General features: G+C 63.8%; 20 protein-coding genes. 16 read left to right on the top strand and 4 right to left on the bottom strand.

Annotated features, from left to right (window positions below; genetic code table 11):
• Positions 1-19: 19 nt before the first annotated feature.
• The 3 genes from J2Y68_RS20145 to J2Y68_RS20135 are packed head-to-tail and all read left to right on the top strand — an operon-like array spanning position 20 to position 2,644.
• Positions 20-745 carry a DUF5998 family protein gene (locus J2Y68_RS20145; RefSeq protein ID WP_309996247.1) on the top strand — a complete coding sequence of 242 codons (726 nt, stop codon included), beginning with the start codon at positions 20-22 and terminating at the stop codon, positions 743-745.
• Complete coding sequence (locus J2Y68_RS20140; protein ID WP_309996245.1) at positions 742-1,947, top strand: alkaline phosphatase family protein; 1,206 nt, start codon at positions 742-744, stop codon at positions 1,945-1,947. The genes J2Y68_RS20145 and J2Y68_RS20140 overlap by 4 nt, the downstream gene beginning before the upstream one ends.
• Positions 1,940-2,644, top strand: coding sequence for a thymidine kinase (locus tag J2Y68_RS20135; RefSeq protein WP_309996241.1), 705 nt, complete (start codon positions 1,940-1,942; stop codon positions 2,642-2,644). Before J2Y68_RS20140 ends, J2Y68_RS20135 begins: the two co-directional genes overlap by 8 nt.
• 12 nt (positions 2,645-2,656) lie before the next feature.
• Here the strand turns inward: J2Y68_RS20135 and sepH are convergent, their stop codons facing one another.
• Positions 2,657-3,991: a septation protein SepH gene (gene sepH, locus J2Y68_RS20130; protein WP_309996238.1), complete on the bottom strand. Its 1,335-nt coding sequence runs from the start codon at positions 3,989-3,991 to the stop codon at positions 2,657-2,659.
• Between the two features lie 286 nt (positions 3,992-4,277).
• Here sepH and J2Y68_RS20125 point away from each other — a divergent pair, with 286 nt between their 5' ends.
• The gene (locus J2Y68_RS20125; RefSeq protein WP_211714080.1) at positions 4,278-4,577 is read left to right on the top strand and encodes a DUF4193 domain-containing protein; all 300 of its coding nucleotides are present in this window, start codon (positions 4,278-4,280) and stop codon (positions 4,575-4,577) included.
• An 18-nt stretch (positions 4,578-4,595) separates the two neighbouring features.
• On the opposite strand, the gene J2Y68_RS20120 is transcribed toward J2Y68_RS20125, so the two are convergent.
• Positions 4,596-5,087: a DUF3093 domain-containing protein gene (locus tag J2Y68_RS20120; protein ID WP_309996529.1), complete on the bottom strand. Its 492-nt coding sequence runs from the start codon at positions 5,085-5,087 to the stop codon at positions 4,596-4,598.
• Between the two features lie 108 nt (positions 5,088-5,195).
• Between J2Y68_RS20120 and dut the strand changes: the two genes are divergently transcribed.
• From dut to J2Y68_RS20100, 4 genes are all read left to right on the top strand, one after another.
• The gene (gene dut, locus J2Y68_RS20115; RefSeq protein ID WP_309996233.1) at positions 5,196-5,747 is read left to right on the top strand and encodes a dUTP diphosphatase; all 552 of its coding nucleotides are present in this window, start codon (positions 5,196-5,198) and stop codon (positions 5,745-5,747) included.
• A 97-nt stretch (positions 5,748-5,844) separates the two neighbouring features.
• A complete protein-coding gene (locus J2Y68_RS20110; RefSeq protein WP_309996230.1) occupies positions 5,845-6,588 on the top strand; it encodes a DUF3710 domain-containing protein in 744 nt (247 codons plus the stop codon).
• Positions 6,581-6,958: a hypothetical protein gene (locus J2Y68_RS20105; protein ID WP_309996227.1), complete on the top strand. Its 378-nt coding sequence runs from the start codon at positions 6,581-6,583 to the stop codon at positions 6,956-6,958. Before J2Y68_RS20110 ends, J2Y68_RS20105 begins: the two co-directional genes overlap by 8 nt.
• The gene (locus tag J2Y68_RS20100) at positions 6,955-7,725 is read left to right on the top strand and encodes a DUF3159 domain-containing protein (protein WP_309996224.1); all 771 of its coding nucleotides are present in this window, start codon (positions 6,955-6,957) and stop codon (positions 7,723-7,725) included. Before J2Y68_RS20105 ends, J2Y68_RS20100 begins: the two co-directional genes overlap by 4 nt.
• On the opposite strand, the gene J2Y68_RS20095 is transcribed toward J2Y68_RS20100, so the two are convergent.
• Both J2Y68_RS20095 and J2Y68_RS20090 read right to left on the bottom strand, forming a co-directional pair.
• Positions 7,692-8,420, bottom strand: coding sequence for a potassium channel family protein (locus J2Y68_RS20095; protein WP_309996221.1), 729 nt, complete (start codon positions 8,418-8,420; stop codon positions 7,692-7,694). The genes J2Y68_RS20100 and J2Y68_RS20095 overlap by 34 nt on opposite strands.
• Entirely contained in the window at positions 8,420-9,091 is a 672-nt protein-coding gene (locus J2Y68_RS20090; protein WP_309996525.1) for a potassium channel family protein, read from the bottom strand. The genes J2Y68_RS20095 and J2Y68_RS20090 overlap by 1 nt, the downstream gene beginning before the upstream one ends.
• Positions 9,092-9,205: 114 nt before the next feature.
• On the opposite strand from J2Y68_RS20090, the gene J2Y68_RS20085 reads away from it, so the two are divergent.
• The 8 genes from J2Y68_RS20085 (at position 9,206) to J2Y68_RS20050 (ending at position 20,155) form a co-directional block, all read left to right on the top strand.
• Positions 9,206-11,179 carry an APC family permease gene (locus tag J2Y68_RS20085; protein ID WP_211714086.1) on the top strand — a complete coding sequence of 658 codons (1,974 nt, stop codon included), beginning with the start codon at positions 9,206-9,208 and terminating at the stop codon, positions 11,177-11,179.
• Positions 11,180-12,547 carry a class I SAM-dependent RNA methyltransferase gene (locus J2Y68_RS20080; protein ID WP_309996217.1) on the top strand — a complete coding sequence of 456 codons (1,368 nt, stop codon included), beginning with the start codon at positions 11,180-11,182 and terminating at the stop codon, positions 12,545-12,547.
• A gap of 233 nt (positions 12,548-12,780) precedes the next feature.
• Complete coding sequence (acnA, locus tag J2Y68_RS20075; protein ID WP_309996214.1) at positions 12,781-15,588, top strand: aconitate hydratase AcnA; 2,808 nt, start codon at positions 12,781-12,783, stop codon at positions 15,586-15,588.
• Positions 15,589-15,765: 177 nt separating this feature from the next.
• A complete protein-coding gene (gene dxs / locus J2Y68_RS20070) occupies positions 15,766-17,739 on the top strand; it encodes a 1-deoxy-D-xylulose-5-phosphate synthase (RefSeq protein ID WP_309996211.1) in 1,974 nt (657 codons plus the stop codon).
• Positions 17,736-18,305 (top strand): DUF402 domain-containing protein, encoded by a 570-nt coding sequence (locus J2Y68_RS20065; protein ID WP_309996208.1) that lies wholly within the window; start codon positions 17,736-17,738, stop codon positions 18,303-18,305. The genes dxs and J2Y68_RS20065 overlap by 4 nt, the downstream gene beginning before the upstream one ends.
• Positions 18,302-18,862: a hypothetical protein gene (locus J2Y68_RS20060; RefSeq protein WP_309996205.1), complete on the top strand. Its 561-nt coding sequence runs from the start codon at positions 18,302-18,304 to the stop codon at positions 18,860-18,862. The genes J2Y68_RS20065 and J2Y68_RS20060 overlap by 4 nt, the downstream gene beginning before the upstream one ends.
• A gap of 33 nt (positions 18,863-18,895) precedes the next feature.
• A complete protein-coding gene (locus J2Y68_RS20055) occupies positions 18,896-19,114 on the top strand; it encodes a helix-hairpin-helix domain-containing protein (RefSeq protein ID WP_211714092.1) in 219 nt (72 codons plus the stop codon).
• Between the two features lie 63 nt (positions 19,115-19,177).
• Positions 19,178-20,155 (top strand): aldo/keto reductase, encoded by a 978-nt coding sequence (locus J2Y68_RS20050; protein ID WP_309996200.1) that lies wholly within the window; start codon positions 19,178-19,180, stop codon positions 20,153-20,155.
• The last annotated feature ends 17 nt before the right edge of the window (positions 20,156-20,172 follow it).

The following is a 20,172-nucleotide window of genomic DNA, read 5'->3' as shown; positions in this document are numbered from 1 at the left end:
GATCTGTGAAAATGGGGGAATGACCACCCAGTCTCCGACGCCTCAATCCCGCCCGTCCAACACCGGGAACCCTGCCGCGCACAACCACGCCACGCAGGGACAAAGCCTGGACCAGGCGCTGCAGCAGGCGGGATTTTATCCGCGGCTGGTGGCGGACGTTGTTGATGACGCCCTGGACGGCCGCGAGTGCCTGTCCCATCTGGTGCACCTGGAAACGCACTTCGACCGGGCCGAGGTCCGCCGCCACATCACTGTCCTGGTGCTGACCGAGGACATGCTTGTCATCACGCACGTCGACGACCAGCAACTGGACGAAGCCGGGGAGCAGATCGTCGCGCAGATCTCCACCGAGTCCGTGCCCGTGGCCCAGATCCGTTCGGTGGTCCTCAGCTACATGTACTCCCAACCGCAGGACTACAAGTCCTCCGACCCCGTCCGGGAACTGACCGTCTCCATCGCCTGGTCAGGTGGCCAAAGGCTCGACATGGGACCCGCCAGTTGTGGGGATCCACAGTGCGAAGCTGATCACGGCTACAGCGGAACCATCGCCCAAGAAGACATCGTCCTGCGCATCAGCGCCGAAGCCGACGGCCTGCAGGCGGTTCAGGACGCGAAGCTCTTTGCCCGTGCCCTACGCGCGGTCAACACCGGCAACCCTGCTCCGGTCCAGCACGCCACCATCCCGGCTCCCAGGCCCCGGTCAGGGGTTTTCAGCAACCGCCTCAGCCGCGGACACCAGCGTTGAGCGAAACGGCACAGACAGGCCGCTCCTCCGACATTCCGGCACCTCCCTTGTTTGGGATCAAGTCGATAGCCGAGGTCCTAAGCAGTTCTGCGGCTGCGCTTGGCTTGCCGGGGTTCACCAACCAGCTCCAGTTGCCCTCATCGCAACGGGTCTGCGTCGTCCTCGCCGACGGGCTGGGTCGGAGCCTGTTGAAGCAGAAGACCTCCCACACTCCCTTTCTACGGTCGGTCCTTGCCGGGGGCCAGGGAAATGTCCCGCAGTGGATCGACTCCGCATTCCCCAGCACCACGGCGGCCTCCTTGGCGAGCCTTGGTACGGGATTGCCCGCGGGACAGCACGGGATGGTGGGCTACGACGTCCTGGACCCTGCACAGGACAAGGTAGTCAACCTCCTGGGCAATTGGGATTCACAGGTAGATCCGGCGACGTGGCAGCCTAACGCCACCGTTTTTGAGCGCGTGGCGTCCGAGGTGGACGTCGTGACTGTCAGCCTTCCACAGTTCGGCAATTCCCCGATGACCCAGGCGGCACTCCGTGGCAGCCGCTTTGTGGGCGGCACTACCCTGCATGCTCGGACTGCCGCAGCGGCGGAAGCCATGTCCGGGGGTGGAAGGTCGCTGATGTACTTCTACCTCAACGAACTCGACAAGGCCGGCCACCGCTACGGCTGCCAGTCGGACCGCTGGGAGCACCAGCTCGAAGAGCTCGACTCCACAGTGAAAAGGCTCTCGGCAACACTCCCGGCGGGAACCACCATCCTGCTCACCGGTGACCACGGCATGCTGGACGTTCCCGAATCCCAGCGCATCGACTACTCTGCCGATGAGCCGCTGGTGGCCGGTGTCCGGCACACCGCGGGGGAACCCCGCATGGTGCATCTCTACCTTGAACCTGACGCCACCGACTCCCACCGCGACGCCCTCCTTGCTGCCTGGCGGAAGCGGTTTGGCGAGCGTATCTGGGCTTTTACCCGGGGCCAGGCAGTCGAAGCCGGTTTGTTCGGCGCAGTGCGGCCGGAAGTTGCTCCCCGCATCGGGGACGTGATGATCGCGGCCCGCGACACCCTGGCACTTTACGACACCCGCCGTGTCCGGCCCGCAGCCCTGGAAGTGGTGGGACAGCATGGATCGCTGACCAAGACGGAGCGCGAAGTGCCGCTGCTGTGCTTTGCCGCTGCCGGGAGGAAGGGCAAGCGTGGCTGAGCTGGTCTTCTTCTCGGGAACCATGGACTGCGGAAAGTCCACTCTCGCCCTGCAAATGGATCACAACCACCGTGCACGTGGGCGTGGTGGCATTCGCTTCAGCTGCAACGACCGCGCAGGGGACTCCACGATTTCCAGCCGGTTGGGCCTGCGCACCGACGCCGTGGAGGTGGAAAGCGGCACGGACTTTTGGGACGAAGTGGTGGTCCGCCGTACCAGTGGACTGCGTGTCGACTACCTCATCTGCGACGAGGCCCAGTTCTACTCACCGTCCCAGGTTGAGCAGTTGGCGCGGGTTGTGGACGAGATGGACGTGGATGTCTTCGCTTTCGGAATCACGTCCGACTTCCGCACCCGCTTGTTCCCTGGCTCACAGCGACTCATAGAGCTCGCCGACAAAGTCCAGGTCCTGCAGGTCGAAGCATTGTGCTGGTGCGGCCGCCGGGCAACCCAGAACGCACGTACGCTTAACGGCATCATGGTGGTCGAAGGTGAGCAGGTGATGGTGGGCGACGTCGCTGCCGCCGACGATGCACCCTTCGAGGGCGTGGTCGGCTACGAAACCCTATGCCGCCGGCACTACATGCGACGGGTCACAGCTCATGGTGCCAACCTGATGGCTGGAGGCGACCAGCCTCTTCCGTTCGACGTCGACGCGTGCCTCTGGCCCGGGGCCGGCGAACTTCCACGGCAGTAGCCGCTTGCGCAGCTAGTCCCCGCGGGCTCCAAAAACGATTTCGTCCCAACTAGGGATGCTGGACCTCTTGGGCCGTGAGGGCTGGCGCTCAGCAGGAGCCTCAACGTCCTTGCCGCCCTCATGGTCCTTGGCGTCGTCAGCCGGGGCCGGTTGCCCATGGCTCCCGTCCGCCTCATCGCCGGTGGGCCCGTCATCACCGCGTGGATGGGTAGTGGTGCTGCCGCCCAATAGTTCGTCCAACCCGGCAGGCTTCCGCCCAGCCAGGGAAGTAACCGGGCGCATGGGGCTGGCCACTACCGTGATCTCACGGGTGTCCGTGCTAACGCCGTGGTGCAGCTTCAAGGAATCGTCGTCATCCTCCGAGCCAGCGTGCCGTGGGGCCAGGCTCAGCCGGGAAAGCATGGAAGGGCGGCCCTCCTTGCGTGCAGGTTCTTCCGGGGCCGCAGGGGCAGGTTCGGGGGAGTCCTCGCCTGCTTCTGCGAGGACCTCCTCCACTTCTTCGCCTGGCCGTGGGTGGGCTGCCGGAACATTGCTCAGCAGGACCGCGAGGGCATCATCGCCGTCTTCGTCTACGCCCAACCGCTGTCCACGGCGTGAGCGGAGCATCTCCAGCAGGCTGTCCGATTCCTTGGCGGCCGCACGGGCGGCCGATTCGGCGTCGTTCTCAAAATCGAATGGCCGGTCCGAAACGGCGGCCAGCCGACGGGCTGGAACAGGTCCGTCCAACGGCTCAAGTTCGCTGAGCTGCTGGGCCCAACGGTTGGCGTTCTGAAGTGACTTGCGTTGGGGGCTGAAGGTCCACATGGCGGGGGGTTCCTCGCCGATGTTTCCATGGGTCCCCGGGACCGTTTCGAAACGCGCGACGACGGTCCAGGAACCGTCAGGACGGCGCCACGAATCCCATTCGACGGTGGCGGAGTCAATGCCGTGGGCCGACAACCGGTGGTCGACCATGTCGCCAAGCGTTGCCGGATGGTCGCCGAAGACCGAACGGTACATGTCGTGGCCGGGAGCGGGAGAGGCAACTTCGATGCCCCGCGCCTGGCGGACCACGTACTCACGCTCGGCAAGGACAGGTCCCTCGTAGCGTTGAACGTTCGCCAAGGGCAGCCCGGAGAGCTCGGCGACTTCCGCTGCGGTAGCCCCGCTCCGGATCCTGGCCTGGATATCCCTGGGGGACATGGCGATGGGCGTATTCGAGGCGCGTGCCGCCACCTGGGCAGGGGTCCGGCTCGCCGCGGCCCGCAGGGCCTCGTCGATCGGAAGCTGGAACATCGCACCACCGGGCCCGCTCAGGAGCAGATGCCCGCCGTCGTCGTGGACTCCTACCAGTCGTAGATCCTGCATAACACCCTCCACCACATGGCATAACTGACATTCGAAACTCTGCCACCCGTTGCGGCCTTTTCCTACTAGGACAAAGGGCGTGCCGTGATATTCCCTGAAACAGCACCTGCGAGGGTATCGGCCTGAGGGCCGGGCCTATGGACATTTGATGGTGGGGGGAGGAAAATCTGCCCGATATCGGGCACAAAACCAAGGCGTCCGGCGTTGCACCGTTACACCGGCGGCGGGCACTGATCCACCCGGCCGGGAACCCAACCGGAGAAGGTACGGAGGATGAAGCAGGACCATGGCAACGGATTATGATGCCCCTCGCAAGACCGAGGAAGACGCCAGCGAGGACTCCCTTGAGGAGCTCAAGACGCGCCAGTCGGGGAAACAATCCTCAGCGGTCGACGTCGACGAGACCGACCTTGCCGATGGCTTCGAACTCCCGGGAGCCGATCTGTCGGGGGAGGAGCTCCTGATTCAGGTCATGCCGCCCCAGGCCGACGAGTTCACGTGCTTCAACTGCTTCCTGGTCAAGCACAGGTCGCAGATCGCCGCTGAAAGGGGCGGCCACCTCTACTGCACGGAGTGCGAAAGCTAAGGAGCCGCCCGAAGGTTCCTAGGACTGGCGCGCCGTCAGGGCAGACACCAGTTCCTCCGGCCTGCGGGACGAAGCAAGCCAATAGGGAGTCCGGTCGGCGGGATCCGTGATTTCGATCTTGACCACCGGATCGATCCATCCGCGGAAACACATGTACGCCAGGCCGTTAAGGCGGGGGCCGCGCTCCGCCGTCGCCTCGGCCTTCCTGAACGCCTCCACCGAGCCGACGAACCTGCGGTCGATGCTTGCCCGGCCCACGCGCACCGTGTCCGCGGTAACGCTGATGGTGGGGGTCGAGAGCACCAGCATCACCGTCATGATGACCAGGAGTGCGATCGCTGCGATGATGCCGGTAGCGACGCTGATGGGGCCAAACATGAGGAGGCCTGCGCTGGAGAGGCCAACCACGACGATCCAGATCCACGGTGACGGCCACAACTTTTCGCTGTACAGGACCCCGGAGGCTGAGGGCGTGTTCCGGGCAGGCACGGGTGAAGACTGGTCAGGCATAGGCATGGGTCCAGCTTATCGGGCGATCGACTCCCAGCGGGTTCACAGGCAACGGTGAAGCGGATCCGGACCTTCCCGCCAGGCCCAGTCCCCGTAGAATGGACGACTGTGAGCAACGAGACCGCAGTATTCAGTTCAGATGCCGCCTCCGCAGACGCGGACAGCAGCAACACCACCGCTTCCTACGGCGCACCCACTTTGGACGTGCAGCTGAAAATGCTCGACGCCGGGTTGGAAGCACCCTCTTACGCCCACCCGGGAGACGCCGGAGCCGACCTGCGGTCCCGCGAGGACGTGCACCTCGCCCCAGGCGAACGGAAACTCGTGCCCACAGGCGTTTCCATTGCACTGCCCGACGGATTCGTGGCCCTCATCCACCCGCGCTCCGGCCTCGCCACCAAGCATGGCCTCACAGTGGTCAACGCTCCTGGAACCGTGGACGCGGGCTACCGTGGCGAAATTGCCGTGACCTTGCTGAACACCGACAAAGAGCACGCCATCGACCTCAAACGCGGCGATAGAATTGCACAAATGGTGATTCAGCGCGTCGAATATGCGCGGTTCGTAGCTGTCGACCAGCTCTCTGATTCCGTTCGGGGAACCGGCGGTTTCGGATCCACCGGCGGCTTCAACGCACCGACCACCCCGGCAAACCACTGATCCTGGCAAGCGCTGGAATCTGAGTCCCGCCGCATTGCAGTTGTTTTACGTGGTTGCGGTTTACTTGGGGATAGACCACTACTAAGGAGAAAACCCCATGCTTTTTGGGCGCGGCAAGAAGTCCAAGGACGAGCAAGCGGAAACCGCTGCCGCCGTCGATGAAACCGGCACGGCAGCAGGAAGCCCCGAGGCTGCCGAAGGTGGCACGCGTGGCGACTTCCGGCTCGGCAAGGGTCCATTGGACGTCGATGAAATCGAGGACCGTGACGGGTACGTGGACCTGGGTGCGTTGCTGATCTCCCCGGCCGAAGGGCTGCAGTTGCGGCTTGAGGTGGAAGAAGCCACCCAACGTGTGGTCGCCGTAACCATGGACCTGGCGGGCTCCAGCCTGCAGCTCCAGGCTTTTGCAGCGCCGCGGTCCGAGGGGCTGTGGGATGAAATCCGGGAGCAGATCACCCAATCCGTCGCAAGCCAGGGAGGCGAAACCGAGGAGATCCCCGGGGCCTTCGGCACGGAACTGGTAGCGAAGCTTCCCGCGGAAGCCACTGATGGCAGCCGTGGGTTCCGCGCGGCCCGCTTCATGGGAGTGGACGGTCCCCGCTGGTTCCTCCGCGGCGTGCTCGGGGGAGAAGCTGCCCTTGACCGTGACGCAGCGGCTGGCCTCGAAGAGCTCTTCCGCCGCGTTGTTGTGGTCCGTGGCGACAACCCGATGCCGCCACGTGAATTGCTGCAGCTTCGCCTGCCCAAGGATGCAACCGCTGCCGGGCAGCCTGGCGCTTCGCAGGGCACGCCCGGCTTGCAGCAGCCGGAACGGGGTCCGGAGATCACCCAGATTGGCTGACACCCCGGGCCGCAACGAGTTTGCCGGCCAACCGCCGCTGGGGGAGGGCGTGCGGGATCTGCCCATGCGCGGCAGGGCGGTCTGCACGGGTTACATCGAGTCCGTTACGCATCAGCCTCCCAGCGAGCAACCGTTCTTCTCCGCCGTGGTGGTGGACGCACTGGAGCATGGAAGCGAGTCCTCGCTTATGTCCAAGGGCAGCCGGCGGCCGTTTGACCGGCTCCGCGTCATTTGGCTGGGCAGGACGCGTGTTCCGGGCATCGAGGCCGGTGTACGGCTTCGCCTGAACGGCATGGTCACCCAGTTCGACGGCTTGCCGGCCATGTTCAATCCACGCTACGAAATTCTTTCCCGTCAGGAGCACCTATGACCGTGGCCAACGGTTCAGAGCCGAAGGACAACGGAGGGGTGACGCCACCCGGCGATGTAACGCCGTCCGAGACCCCCGACAACCGACCCAGCATGTCCGACCTCGCTGCTGGCTACGCAGGAAAAGCGGGCCTCCAGCGAAACAGCGCCGGGCATGTCGACATGCTCAAATCCGCCGGAGGTGTCCAAGGGATCGCCGAGAGCATCCTTCCCGGCCTGGTCTTCCTGGTGGTGTTCACATTCTCGCGGGACCTGGGTCCCTCACTCATCGCCGCCCTGGCCGCGGCAGCGATCTTCACCGTGGTTCGCCTGGTCCAACGGCGTCCCCTGACGCAGGCCGTCGCGGGCGTCGTGGGCGTCGGAATTTCGGCCTGGCTGGCCAACACCACCGGCAAGGCAGAGGACTTTTACGTCCTGGGCTTCTTCACCAATATTGCCTACATTGCGGCCTTGGTGGTGTCGATCGCCATCAAATGGCCAGTGGCCGGCCTGCTGTTCGGCTTCGTGCGCAACGAGGGCCTGGACTGGCGGAAGGATCCGGAAAGGCTCCGCGCCTACAAGCTGGGAACCTGGATCGTGGTGGCAGTGCTGGCACTGCGCCTGGTGGTCCAGGTGCCGCTCTACTTTATGGGTGAGGCCGGCCTGACGGCATTGGCCACTACCAGGCTCCTGATGGGTGCGCCGTTGTACATCCTCGGCCTTTGGGTAGCCTGGTTGGTCACCAAGCCGGCAGCTCAGCCGTCGAAGCCGTCGTCTTCGGCAGACTGATCGAGCACACCGTTGCTTTCCTGGCCGCCGAGCTCCGAGCCCGGTGACAGGAGGGCGCGCAGGCCATCTTCCGCAGCGATCGTGGTGACGAAGAACAGTTCGTCGCCTCCGTCAAGGACGTCGTCGCGGGTGGGGGTGATGGGAGCCTGGTCGCGCAGGATGGCCACCAGGGTGGAATCTTCCGGCCAGTCGATGTCCCCCACGGTGCTGCCAATGACGTGCGAGTCGTGCGGAACGGTGAACTCTACGATGGACGCCACACCGGTCTGGAGGGTCAGCAGGCGGACGATGTCGCCGATCTCCACGGCCTCTTCCACCAGGGCGGTCATCAACTGCGGGGTGTTCACGGCGACGTCGACGCCCCAGGAGTCGTTGAACATCCAGTCGTTCTTCGGGTTGTTCACCCGTCCTACAGTGCGTCCGACGCCGAATTCGGTCTTGGCCAGCAAGGAGACCACCAGGTTGACTTTGTCGTCACCTGTGGCCGAAACGACGACGTCGGCATCCTCCAGTTTGGCGTCCTGCAGGGTGCTGAGTTCGCACGCATCTCCCACCAACCAGCGCGCACCCCGAAGCCCGCTGCGGCCAATGACCTCGGGCTTGAGGTCGATGAGCAGGATCTGGTGCTTATGGGACAGGAGTTCCCGGGCAATGGACGAGCCGACGCTGCCTGCGCCAACAATGACAACTTTCACTAAGACTCCTTGGCGGGTGCTTTGGCGAGGATCCGGGTGATCTCGGATGTTCGGTCCAGGCTCACCATGGCGTGGACGGTGTCGCCTTCCTGGTAGGCCGTACCGGGGTGGGGGAGGAGGCCTTCGCCGAAACGTGTCAGGAAGGCGATGCGGATCCCCGAAGCGGCCTCGATGGAGGCAAGGCTGTGTCCAATCCAGGCCTCGTGCAGGTCGACTTCGGCCAGGATGAGCCGGCCGGATGGTTCGCGGTAGTCGCCGGCCAAATGCTGTTCGGGAAGAATCCGACGCAGCACCTGGTCCGCGCTCCAGCGCACGGCCGCAACCGTGGGGATGCCCAGCCGCTGGTAGATTTCGGCGCGGCCGGGGTCGTAGATGCGTGCCACGACGTGGGCCACATGGAACGTCTCCCTGGCCACCCGGGTAGCCAGGATGTTCGAGTTGTCGCCACTGGAAACCGCGGCGAAAGCGTACGCTTCTTCCACGCCTGCCTGCTTGAGGGTGTCCCTGTCGAAGCCGACGCCGGTGACCTTGCGGCCGCCGAACGTGTGGCGTAACCGGCGGAAGGCCCGCTCATCCTGATCGATGATGGCCACTGAGTGGCCGGCATCCTCCAAAGTATGTGCCAGGGTGGCGCCAACACGCCCGCAACCCATGATCACGAAGTGAGCCACCATGTCTCCTTATGTGTGTTGTCCGTGCCGCTCGGTATGACTTTACCGCCGAGGCGGGGCTAAGCCCGCTACGACCGTCATGACATCGCTGTGGATTCAGAGTAGCTTTGCGGAGTGCTGACAATTTTGAATGCCGCGAAGCGGGTGTTGGTGGGCAGGCCGGTCCGGAATGACCGCCTGTCCCACACCCTGTTGCCCAAACGCATCGCTTTGCCGATCTTCGCCTCGGATGCCTTGTCCTCGGTGGCGTACGCCCCGGACGAAATCCTGCTGACTCTGGCCCTCGCCGGGGTCAGCGCTGTAGCGTTTTCCCCCCTTGTGGGTCTCGCCGTCATGGTGGTCTTGCTCACAGTGGTGGCGTCCTACCGTCAAAATGTCCACGCCTACCCTTCGGGCGGCGGCGACTATGAAATCGCCAACGTCAACCTCGGCAAGTACGCGGGCCTGACAGTGGCGTCGGCGCTCCTGGTGGACTACGTCCTGACCGTGGCGGTGTCCATGTCATCCGCGGCCGCCTATGTCACCACCGCCATTCCATCGCTGCACGGACAGCAGGCGCTCATCGCGACGGTGGGCGTGGTCATCCTGGCGTTGGTGAACTTGCGTGGAATCAAGGAAGCGGGCTCGGTTTTCGCTGTCCCCACGTACATCTTCATGGCCTCGATCCTTGGCATGACAGCGGTGGGCATTTTCCAGTTTGCTACAGGGCAACTGGGGGAAGCGCAGTCAGCCAACTTCACCATCGTCCCGCAATCCGGCTTCGATGAAGGCCTGGTGGGCCTGGCCGGCGCGTTTCTCCTGCTTCGGGCCTTTTCCTCTGGCGCCGCAGCCCTGACCGGCGTCGAAGCCATCAGTAACGGCGTACCCAACTTCCAGAAGCCCAAGAGCAAGAACGCGGCCACCACCTTGCTTCTGCTCGGTGCCATTGCTGCGGCGATGCTGGCCGGTATCCTGTTCCTCGCCAATGCCACCAAGGTCCACATCGTGCTGGACCCCGCCACGGAATTCCTTGTTGATGGCAAACCGCTGCCAGAGGGGTACATCCAGAATCCAGCCATCAGCCAGATCGCCGACACAATCTTCGGGGCGGGATCCATTCCCTTCTACATCGTGGTTGCGGCTACGGGCGTGATCCTGGTGTTTGCATCGAACACCGCCTTCAACGGTTTCCCGGTGCTGGGCTCCATCCTCGCCCAGGACGGCTACCTTCCCCGCCAGCTTCGGACCCGCGGCGACAGGCTCGCGTTCAGCAACGGTGTCCTGGCCTTGGCTGCCGGCGCGCTGGTGCTGATTCTTTCGTTCAACGCCGATGTCACCAAGTTGATCCAGCTGTACATCGTGGGTGTTTTCATCTCCTTCACCGCCAGCCAGCTCGGGATGATCCGGCACTGGGGGCGCGAGCTCAAGCTTGCCCGCGACAAAGCCATCCGACGCCGCATTATCAAGTCGCGCACCATCAACATGGTGGGCTTCGGCATGACGGCTTTGGTGCTGGTCATCGTCCTGATCACCAAATTTGAACAGGGTGCCTGGATCGCGTTGCTCGCCATGTTTATCCTGTTCCTCATCATGTGGAGCATCAGGGCCCACTACGACAATGTGGCCAAGGAACTTGCGGTGGACGAGGACTCCTCACCCCGTGCGTTGCCTACGCGGGTGCATGCAGTCCTCCTCGTCTCGCATGTGCGAAAGCCGGTGCTCCGGGCGCTGGCTTATGCCCGTGCGTCACGGCCCTCTCGGTTGGACGCGATCACTGTGGACATCAACTCCGAGGAGACCGAACACACAGTCCGGGACTGGGAGAAGCTTGAGATCCCGGTTCCCCTGACCGTCCTCGCCAGCCCTTACCGTGAAACCGTGACCCCCATCATGGACTACATCAAGAACATGCGCCGTGATTCACCCCGCGACCTGATCGTGGTCTACATCCCGGAGTATGTAGTGGGTAAATGGTGGGAACAACTGGTCCACAACCAGACAGCACTCAGAATCAAGACGCGGCTCCACTTTGAACCTGGAGTCATGGTTGCCAGCGTTCCGTGGCAGCTGAAGTCGTCCGAAGAAGCAAAGGCACTGCAGGATACCTAAATGACGTCCCACAGCAATTCCCCCCATGACCAAGACACCAAGGAACATGCAGGTCCCGGACCTGAACTCGTGGTCGACGTGGGACCCATCGCCCACGGCGGGCATTTCATTGCGCGCCACGAAGGGCGCGTCATCTTTGTCCGCCACGGCATCCCCGGTGAGAAAGTACGGGTGCGGCTGACCGACTCCGGCGACTCGTCGCGCTTCTGGCGCGCCGACGTCGTCGAGGTCCTGGAAGCTTCACCGGACCGTGTTCCGCACTTTTGGAAGCCAGCCGATTCCCTGGGCTCCTGGCGGCGCGGCGGTCCGCCGGTGGGTGGCGCGGAACTGGGCCACATCTCGCTGCCGCGGCAGCGCGCCCTCAAGTCGGAGGTCTTGGCCGAGCAACTCAAGCGGTTGGCCGGAACGGACCTCACCACCGAGGTGGAAGCGGTAGGGAAGAACGACGACGGCGGACTCGGCTGGCGTACGCGTGCCAGCTTTGCGGTCACCTCCAAGGGCCGGTTGGGCATGCACGCACACCGCTCCGATGTGGTTGTCCCCATCAAGGAGATGCCGTTGGCGCTCCAAGGGATCAACGAACTCCGGCTGTGGGACCTGGACTTGTCAGGTATCGCCCGCGTTGAAGTGGCCGTGCCCGCCAACGGATCGCGGCCTTTGATATTGCTTGCCCCGGAAGAAGGCACTGGTCCCAAACGGCTGCACAGCATCCTTTCGCAGTTGCCCCATGAGGTCTCGGTGGCAAGTTTCGATCCCGGCAAGGGCGAAGTCCTGCAACTGCGTGGAAGGACGTGGGTGCAGGAAAGTGCAGTAGGTCACGAATACCGCGTAACAGGGGAGGGTTTCTGGCAGATCCATAAGGATGCTCCGGAGACCCTGGTTGGGGCTGTGACGGACTTCCTCGCCGGCGGCGGGTACTTGCAACCGGGCGCCTCCGTCGCCGACCTCTACGCCGGTGCAGGGCTGTTCACTGCCCCACTGGCGGACGCCGTCGGAGTCACCGGATCGGTGCTCTCGGTGGAGGGGGCGCCGGGAACCAGTCGCGACGCCCGCAAGAACCTGCATGGGCAACCCCAGGTGGAGATCGTCCAGGGCCGGGTGGAACGGGTGCTGCACCAGCGGGCACGCAGTTTCGATTCCCTGGTGCTGGACCCGCCCCGCGCCGGAGCGGGCAAAGCAGTGGTCAAGCAACTCATGGCCACCGGGCCCCGCGCGATTGCCTATGTGTCCTGCGATCCCGCTTCCTTTGCGCGTGATCTGGGTTACTTCCAGCAGGGTGGGTGGCGACTCGGGTCATTGCGGGCCTTCGATCTCTACCCCAACACCCACCACCTGGAAACCGTGGGCCTCATCGTCCCCGCCCAGTAGCCCGGATGCCGCCCGCCTGGCTGGATCAGCGCGGGTGGCATCGGCTTTGTCCGGGCACCTGCCCCTCCCGGGATTTATGCCACTACGATGGGCATAGTAGTCCCGCTTCGCAGGAAACACCGCGGCGGACCGGGATGACCACCAGAGATGCCGCCCGGCTAAGTAAGGTCCGCCTAACTGGCTAGCGGCCAACCACGCGACAAAGATGAAACTGTTGCGAGAGGAGTCCTGCCATGAGCACTGTGGACAGCTTCGGTTCCAAAGGCGTACTGAATGTAGCCGGCACCGATTATGAAATTTTCCGGTTGAACTCCGTAGAAGGCGCTGACAGCCTTCCGTTCAGCCTTAAGGTATTGCTTGAAAACCTCCTGCGGACTGAGGATGGGGCCAACATAACGGCCGACCATGTCCGCGCCCTGGCCGGTTGGGATCCCAATGCGGAGCCCGACACGGAAATCCAGTTCACCCCTGCCCGCGTCATCATGCAGGACTTCACCGGCGTTCCCTGCGTCGTCGACCTCGCCACCATGCGCGAAGCCGTCAAGGAACTCGGTGGCGACCCCAAGCGCGTCAACCCGTTGGCGCCCGCAGAAATGGTCATCGACCACTCCGTCCAGATCGACGCCTTCGGCAACTCCGGCGCACTGGAGCGCAACATGGAGATCGAATACCAGCGCAATGGTGAGCGCTACCAGTTCCTTCGCTGGGGCCAGACCGCGTTCGACGACTTCAAAGTTGTCCCTCCGGGAACCGGCATCGTCCACCAGGTCAACATCGAGTACCTGGCACGTACCGTCATGACCCGTGAGGTCGACGGGGTCCTCCGTGCCTACCCCGACACCTGTGTTGGCACCGACTCGCACACCACCATGGTCAACGGCCTGGGTATCCTGGGCTGGGGCGTTGGCGGCATCGAAGCCGAGGCAGCGATGCTCGGCCAGCCCGTCTCCATGCTGATTCCCCGCGTTGTCGGCTTCAAGCTCAACGGCAGCATTCCGGCAGGCGCCACCGCTACCGACGTCGTCCTCACCATCACCGAAATGCTGCGCAAGCACGGCGTTGTGGGCAAGTTCGTCGAGTTCTACGGTGAAGGCGTCGCAGCTGTGCCGCTGGCGAACCGCGCCACCATCGGCAACATGAGCCCCGAATTCGGTTCCACGGCTGCCATGTTCCCGATCGACGACGTCACGCTGGACTACCTGCGCCTGACCGGCCGCTCGGAAGAGAACGTTGCCCTCGTCGAGGCATACACGAAGGAACAGGGCCTCTGGCACGATCCTTCCCGCGAACTCCGTTTCTCGGAGTTCCTGGAACTGGACCTGTCCACCGTGGTTCCGTCCATCTCGGGCCCCAAGCGTCCCCAGGACCGCATCGAGCTTACGGATGCCAAGGAACAGTTCCGCAAGGACATCCACAACTACGTCGCCATCGAGGACGGCAGTGTTGACGAGTCCTTGGACGAGTCCTTCCCGGCATCGGACGCACCATCGTTTACGCACGCCGACTCGCACACCACGGAGACGGCGCGCGTAGCGTCCGCCGCCAACGGTGCGCATGGCCGTCCGTCCTCGCCCGTCAAGGTCACCACCGCCGACGGCCGCGAGTTCGAACTGGACCACGGTGCGGTGTCGATCGCTTCGATCACGTCCTGCACCAACACGTCCAACCCTTCCGTCATGCTTGCGGCTGCACTCCTGGCCCGCAACGCCGTGGACAAGGGCCTGACGTCCAAGCCGTGGGTCAAGACCTCCGTAGCTCCGGGCTCGAAGGTCGTCACGGACTACTACGAGAAGTCCGGCCTCACGCCGTACCTGGAGAAGCTCGGCTTCTACATCGTGGGTTATGGCTGCGCCACCTGCATCGGAAACTCCGGCCCGCTGGAGCCGGAAATCTCCGAAGCCATCCAGGCCAACGATCTCTCCGTTACCGCAGTGCTCTCGGGCAACCGCAACTTCGAAGGCCGTATCAACCCGGACGTCAAGATGAACTACCTGGCTTCGCCGCCGCTGGTCATCGCCTACGCACTGGCCGGTTCCATGGACTTCGACTTCGACACCGATTCCCTGGGTACCGACTCCGAGGGCAACGAGGTCTTCCTGAAGGACATCTGGCCGAACCCCACCGAGGTGCAGGAAGTCATCGACTCCTCCATCGACGAGGCCATGTTCGCCAAGGGTTACGAAGGCGTCTTCGACGGCGACGACCGTTGGAAGGCCCTCGACACCCCGGCGGGCGACACGTTCGCCTGGGCCGAGGATTCCACGTACGTGCGGAAGCCCCCATACTTCGAGGGCATGAAGGCTCAGCCGGACCCCGTCAAGGACATTGCCGGCGCCCGCGTGCTCCTGAAGCTTGGCGACTCCGTCACCACGGACCACATCTCCCCGGCCGGCTCCTTCAAGTCGGACACCCCGGCTGGTCAGTACCTGCTGGCCAACGGCGTGGAGCGCAAGGACTTCAACTCCTACGGCTCGCGTCGTGGAAACCACGAAGTCATGATCCGCGGTACCTTCGCGAACATCCGTATCAAGAACCAGCTCCTGGACGGCGTTGAGGGTGGCTTCACCCGCGACTTCAGCCAGGAAGGCGCACCGCAGGCCTACGTCTACGACGCCGCCCAGAACTACCAGGCAGCCGGCATCCCGCTGGTGGTCCTGGCAGGCAAGGAATACGGTTCCGGTTCGTCCCGTGACTGGGCAGCCAAGGGCACTGCGCTCCTGGGTGTCAAGGCTGTTGTCGCCGAAAGCTACGAGCGCATCCACCGTTCCAACCTGATCGGCATGGGCGTCCTTCCGCTGCAGTACCCCGCCGGTGAGTCGGCAGCAACGCTGGGCCTGACCGGTACGGAAACGTTCGCCGTTGAAGGCGTGACCGAGCTGAACAACGGCACCACGCCGAAGACGCTCAAGGTGACGGCCACGGCCGAAGATGGCTCCGTCAAGTCCTTCGATGCCGTGCTGCGTATCGATACCCCGGGCGAAGCGGACTACTACCGCAACGGAGGCATCCTGCAGTACGTCCTCCGCCAGATCTCCGCATAGCGAAGAAGCTGGGTTCCAGCTGATTCCGATTGCCAGACAGCCCCGGCTGGTCGCCTGACCAGCCGGGGCTGTTGGCGTCCGGCACACACCGCTCCATGACCTGCCAGTGTGGGAAACGCGTGGGTGCCGGGCACGCGCTAAAGTTAACAAGCACGTCATTCACCCTAAGGAGGGCCGTTGGGACTTTTGGAAACCGTCAAGGATCCACAGGACCTGGCCAAACTGTCCGGCACCGAGCTGGAACAACTGGCCGGAGAAATCAGGGCATTCCTGATCACCAACGTAGCCGCCACAGGTGGACACCTGGGACCTAATCTGGGCGTTGTGGAACTGACGCTCGCTATCCACAGGATCTTTGAGTCCCCGCGGGACAGCATCGTTTTTGACACCGGTCACCAGTCCTATGTGCACAAGCTCCTCACCGGCCGGCAGGACTTCAGCACGCTCCGCCAGCAAGGCGGACTCTCGGGCTATCCGGAACGCGCCGAATCGGAACACGACATCGTGGAAAGCTCGCACGCTTCCTCGTCCCTGTCGTGGGCTGATGGTATTTCTCGCGCCCGCCAGCTGACCGGCGAAGGTGACCGGTTCGTCGTCGCGGTAGTGGGCGACGGCGCGTTGACCGGCGGCATGACGTGGGAGGCCATCAACAACATTGCCGCGGACAAGCGGCGTCGGGTGGTCATTGTCGTCAACGACAACGGACGATCCTACGCTCCCACTGTGGGCGGTTTTGCCGACTACCTGGCGTCCCTGCGCCCCACCATCGACTCGTTGCGAACAGCCCCGGCATATGAGGGCATGCTGGATTGGTGGAAGAAGAGGCTGCAGAACGGCGGCCCCGTAGGCCAGTTCACCTACAAGAGCCTGCACGCCATGAAAAAGGGCATCAAGGACTGGTGGGCCCCGCAGGGCATGTTCGAAGACCTGGGCATGAAGTACATCGGTCCAGTGGACGGGCATAACCTCCAGGCGATGGAGCACGCCCTCAGCACGGCCAAGGCCTATGGCGGCCCCGTGATCGTGCACGCCATGACGGAGAAGGGCCATGGTTACGCTCCGGCCCTCGCCAACGAGGCCGACCAGTTCCATGCCGTGGGCATCATCGATCCCGAAACGGGCGAATCCACGGAGATGCCCGGTGCCAGGTCCTGGACGTCGGTGTTCGCTGAGGAAATCGCCGACATCGCCGACGAACGCCCCGACATCGTAGGTATCACCGGCGCCATGCTCATTCCGGTCGGCCTGCACAAGTTTGCTGAGCGCCATCCCGAGCGCGTCATCGACGTCGGCATTGCGGAGCAGCACGCACTGACTTCCGCCGCGGGCATGGCCTTTGGCGGTCTCCACCCCGTCGTGGCGGTGTACGCCACGTTTCTCAACCGGGCCTTCGACCAGCTCCTCATGGACGTGGCGCTGCACAAAGCCGGCGTCACCATCGTCCTGGACCGGGCCGGGGTCACCGGCCCGGACGGGCCCAGCCATCACGGCATGTGGGATATGGCTATGGTCCAGATCGTGCCCGGACTTCACTTGGCTGCTCCGCGCGACGCTTCGCGGCTCCGTGAGGAACTCCGCGAAGCCGTGGCCATAAACGACGCCCCCACCGTGGTCCGTTTCTCCAAGGGCAGCGTCGGTTCTGAAGTCGAGGCCATTGAGCGCCTGCATGACGGCGTGGACATCCTCGCCCGACGACCCGAGGGTTCCACCGAGAACGACGTCCTGATCGTCAGCGTTGGCGCCATGTCGGAAATCGCTCTTGACGTCGCCGCTCGCCTCGGCGCCCAAGGTATCAGTTCCACGGTGGTCGACCCCCGCTGGGTCCTGCCCGTCCGTAAGTCCATCATTGCCTTGGCTGCCCGCCACCGCTTGGTCATCTGTATTGAAGACGGCGTCCGGGCCGGGGGCGTCGGTTCCCGGATCAGGCAGGAAATGCGCGCCGCGGGCGTCGATACCGCCCTCAACGAGGTCGGCCTGCCCGTCGAGTTCCTGGTGCACGGATCGCGTAGCCAGGTCCTGGAGCGGGTGGGGCTCACTGCCCAGAAAATAACCCACGACGTCGTAGCCCAGGTTTTGGGAACAAAGGTTCCGTTTGCCCGCCCGTTGCCGGGCCAGGAGCACCCCACCACCGGAAGTATGCCTACCCTGTGAACGCGGACCGCGGGCCGGGCTCCCTGCAGCCCGGCGACCTTGTGGTGTCGAGGAACAGGAAGTGGAACGGCAAGGCACACTGGGTGGTCCCGGGAACCTACCTAGGTGAGGACATCCACGGCTGGTGGGTCTTCCAAGGGGCGGGGGAGTTCTGCTCCCGGCCCGGGGCGGCTTTCTACACTGCGTCGGACGCTGTCCTGCTCATCCCGCGCACGGGGGAGTACGTGGCCACCTTCTATGACGACAGCTACCCGGGCGACTTCCGGATCTACGTCGATCTCGCCACTGCCCATGCCTGGAATCAACTGAAGCCCGGCGTCACCGAGTTCCACATGATCGACATGGACCTGGACGTCATCCGGTCCACCAAGCATGGGGTGTTCGTGGATGACGAAGACGAATTCGAACAGCATCGAACCGACATGGCGTACCCCAAGGACACGGTTGCGGCCATGCGGGCGGAATGCGCAAGCCTTTTCGAGGCATTACAAAGCATGGAAGCCCCCTTCGACATGACCGGTGCTGCCAGCACCAGCGCAGAGTGGTTCAGGAAAGGACGAGCATGAGCGGCATTATCCGTACCTACAAACGCGACGACGACGGGGTTCTCCACTTCCGGGAAGCCTGGTACGACGATGAGGACCAGCAGTTCGTCGTGAACCACGGCGTCGTTGGCCACCAGAGCAGGACCGACGAGACCGCCGTCGACAATGAAACCTCCGTGGAGGGCCTGATGGCGGCCTTTGCCGCGCAATGCGAAGAAGACCGATATGCGGAGATTCCCGAATCCGAGCAGTTCTGGGTGGTGGCACAGTTGGCCCTCAAGACCAAGGAGGGCACCGAGCGGGACCGCCACCTTGAGCGGAAGGCCAAGACCGCGCTCACGGCCGAACTTGCCTGGCGGGGCCTCGGAGTGGTGGACCGTTCAGAAATCGGCAACTCCCGGCTGAACATCTTTTGCCTCTGCCCTGACGTCAACAAAGCCGTGAACGCCATCAAGATCTGTGTCCGCGGTGAAGACCTGGATTTCACCAAGCTCACCATAGCGGCCGCGCCCCACAGTGATCCGACCGCTTTCAAAATTAAGCACTCGCCGAAGCAGGGTGTGGGCTTTACTCTCTAAGTAAGCACCATTGCGCCCAGAAGGGATCACTCCATGTCGTCCAAAAGCAATTGGCCCGGCCATACCCCGTTGCCCAAAGGCCTCGCAGCGCCGGCCAAGCGTGCGCTGGCCCACGAGGGGATCGAGACACTGGAGCAGCTGGCCGAATTCGGCGAGTTGAAAGCCACCAAACTCCATGGGATGGGGCCCGTGGCCATTGCCCAGCTTGAGGACGCCATGGAGGAATCGGGAATCACCTACGGCCGCAGCTAAGGGGCGGAAGTGTTTGTTGCCTGGGGTTACTAGCTGCTTGGACCGCCGATATAGGCTAAACCCATGACTGAATACCGACGCCTTGGCCATTCCGGATTGACCGTCTCAGTAGTTGGGCTGGGCTGTAACAACCTCGGCCGCGCCAACACCCCCACGGAGTCACAGGAAGGCACGGATGCCGTGGTCCACGCCGCCCTCGACGCCGGGGTGACGTTCTTCGATGTTGCCGACGTTTACGGCCGTGAGCCTGGCCTGAGTGAGACCATGCTGGGCAGGGCTTTGAAGGGCCGCCGCGACGACGTCGTGATTGGCACCAAGTTCGGCATGGACATGGGCGGGGTCAACGGCAACGATTTCGGTGCCCGGGGCTCGCGCCGTTACATCGTGAAGGCCGTCGAGGCATCGCTTCGCCGCCTGGACACGGAGTGGATCGACCTCTACCAGTTCCACACTCCGGACCCCCGGACTCCCATCGACGAAACCCTGGCTGCCTTGGACGACCTCGTATCCAGCGGCAAGGTCCGTTACATCGGCCATTCCAACTTCGCCGGCTGGCAGATAGCCGAAGCTGAGTATGTTGCCCGCCAGGCTGGGGGAACCCGCTTCATTTCCACGCAGAACCACTACAACCTGCTGGACCGGCGCGCCGAACTCGAAGTCCTTCCCGCAGCCGGTGCCTTCTCCCTGGGTGTCCTGCCATACTTCCCCCTGGCAAACGGGCTGCTCACGGGAAAGTATTCTGCCGGCAAGGCCCCCGAAGGCTCGCGGTTGAGCCACACCCGCACCAACCTTGTACACGACGCCGATTGGGAACAGTTGGGTCGCTTCGGCCAGTTCGCCAAGGAGCGTGACATCACCGAGCTTCAGCTTGCCTTCTCCTGGCTGGCCGCCCAGCCCGGTGTCAGCAGCGTCATCGCCGGGGCCACCCGTCCGGAGCAGATCCGGGAGAACGCTGAAGCCGTCCGCTGGGTTCCCACCCAGGAAGACCGGGCGGAGCTTGACGACATCTTCCCGAAGGCGCCGAAGGTAGCGCTCTTCTAGGCCTCGCTCACAACCCG

It is taken from the genome of Paenarthrobacter nitroguajacolicus (assembly GCF_031455195.1).
Lineage (GTDB): Bacteria > Actinomycetota > Actinomycetes > Actinomycetales > Micrococcaceae > Arthrobacter > Arthrobacter nitroguajacolicus_D.
This window is presented reverse-complemented; position numbering and strand designations above follow the sequence as displayed.

What these genes read in the sequence shown, in the direction of transcription:
- J2Y68_RS20055 (WP_211714092.1), top strand. Translation starts at nt 18,896, where the DNA reads ATGTCGTCCAAAAGCAATTGGCCCGGCCATACCCCGTTGCCCAAAGGC.
- acnA (WP_309996214.1), top strand. Translation starts at nt 12,781, where the DNA reads ATGAGCACTGTGGACAGCTTCGGTTCCAAAGGCGTACTGAATGTAGCC.
- J2Y68_RS20145 (WP_309996247.1), top strand. Translation starts at nt 20, where the DNA reads ATGACCACCCAGTCTCCGACGCCTCAATCCCGCCCGTCCAACACCGGG.
- J2Y68_RS20100 (WP_309996224.1), top strand. Translation starts at nt 6,955, where the DNA reads ATGACCGTGGCCAACGGTTCAGAGCCGAAGGACAACGGAGGGGTGACG.
- sepH (WP_309996238.1), bottom strand. Translation starts at nt 3,991, where the DNA reads ATGCAGGATCTACGACTGGTAGGAGTCCACGACGACGGCGGGCATCTG.
- J2Y68_RS20120 (WP_309996529.1), bottom strand. Translation starts at nt 5,087, where the DNA reads ATGCCTGACCAGTCTTCACCCGTGCCTGCCCGGAACACGCCCTCAGCC.
- J2Y68_RS20080 (WP_309996217.1), top strand. Translation starts at nt 11,180, where the DNA reads ATGACGTCCCACAGCAATTCCCCCCATGACCAAGACACCAAGGAACAT.
- J2Y68_RS20060 (WP_309996205.1), top strand. Translation starts at nt 18,302, where the DNA reads ATGAGCGGCATTATCCGTACCTACAAACGCGACGACGACGGGGTTCTC.
- J2Y68_RS20110 (WP_309996230.1), top strand. Translation starts at nt 5,845, where the DNA reads ATGCTTTTTGGGCGCGGCAAGAAGTCCAAGGACGAGCAAGCGGAAACC.
- J2Y68_RS20050 (WP_309996200.1), top strand. Translation starts at nt 19,178, where the DNA reads ATGACTGAATACCGACGCCTTGGCCATTCCGGATTGACCGTCTCAGTA.
- J2Y68_RS20125 (WP_211714080.1), top strand. Translation starts at nt 4,278, where the DNA reads ATGGCAACGGATTATGATGCCCCTCGCAAGACCGAGGAAGACGCCAGC.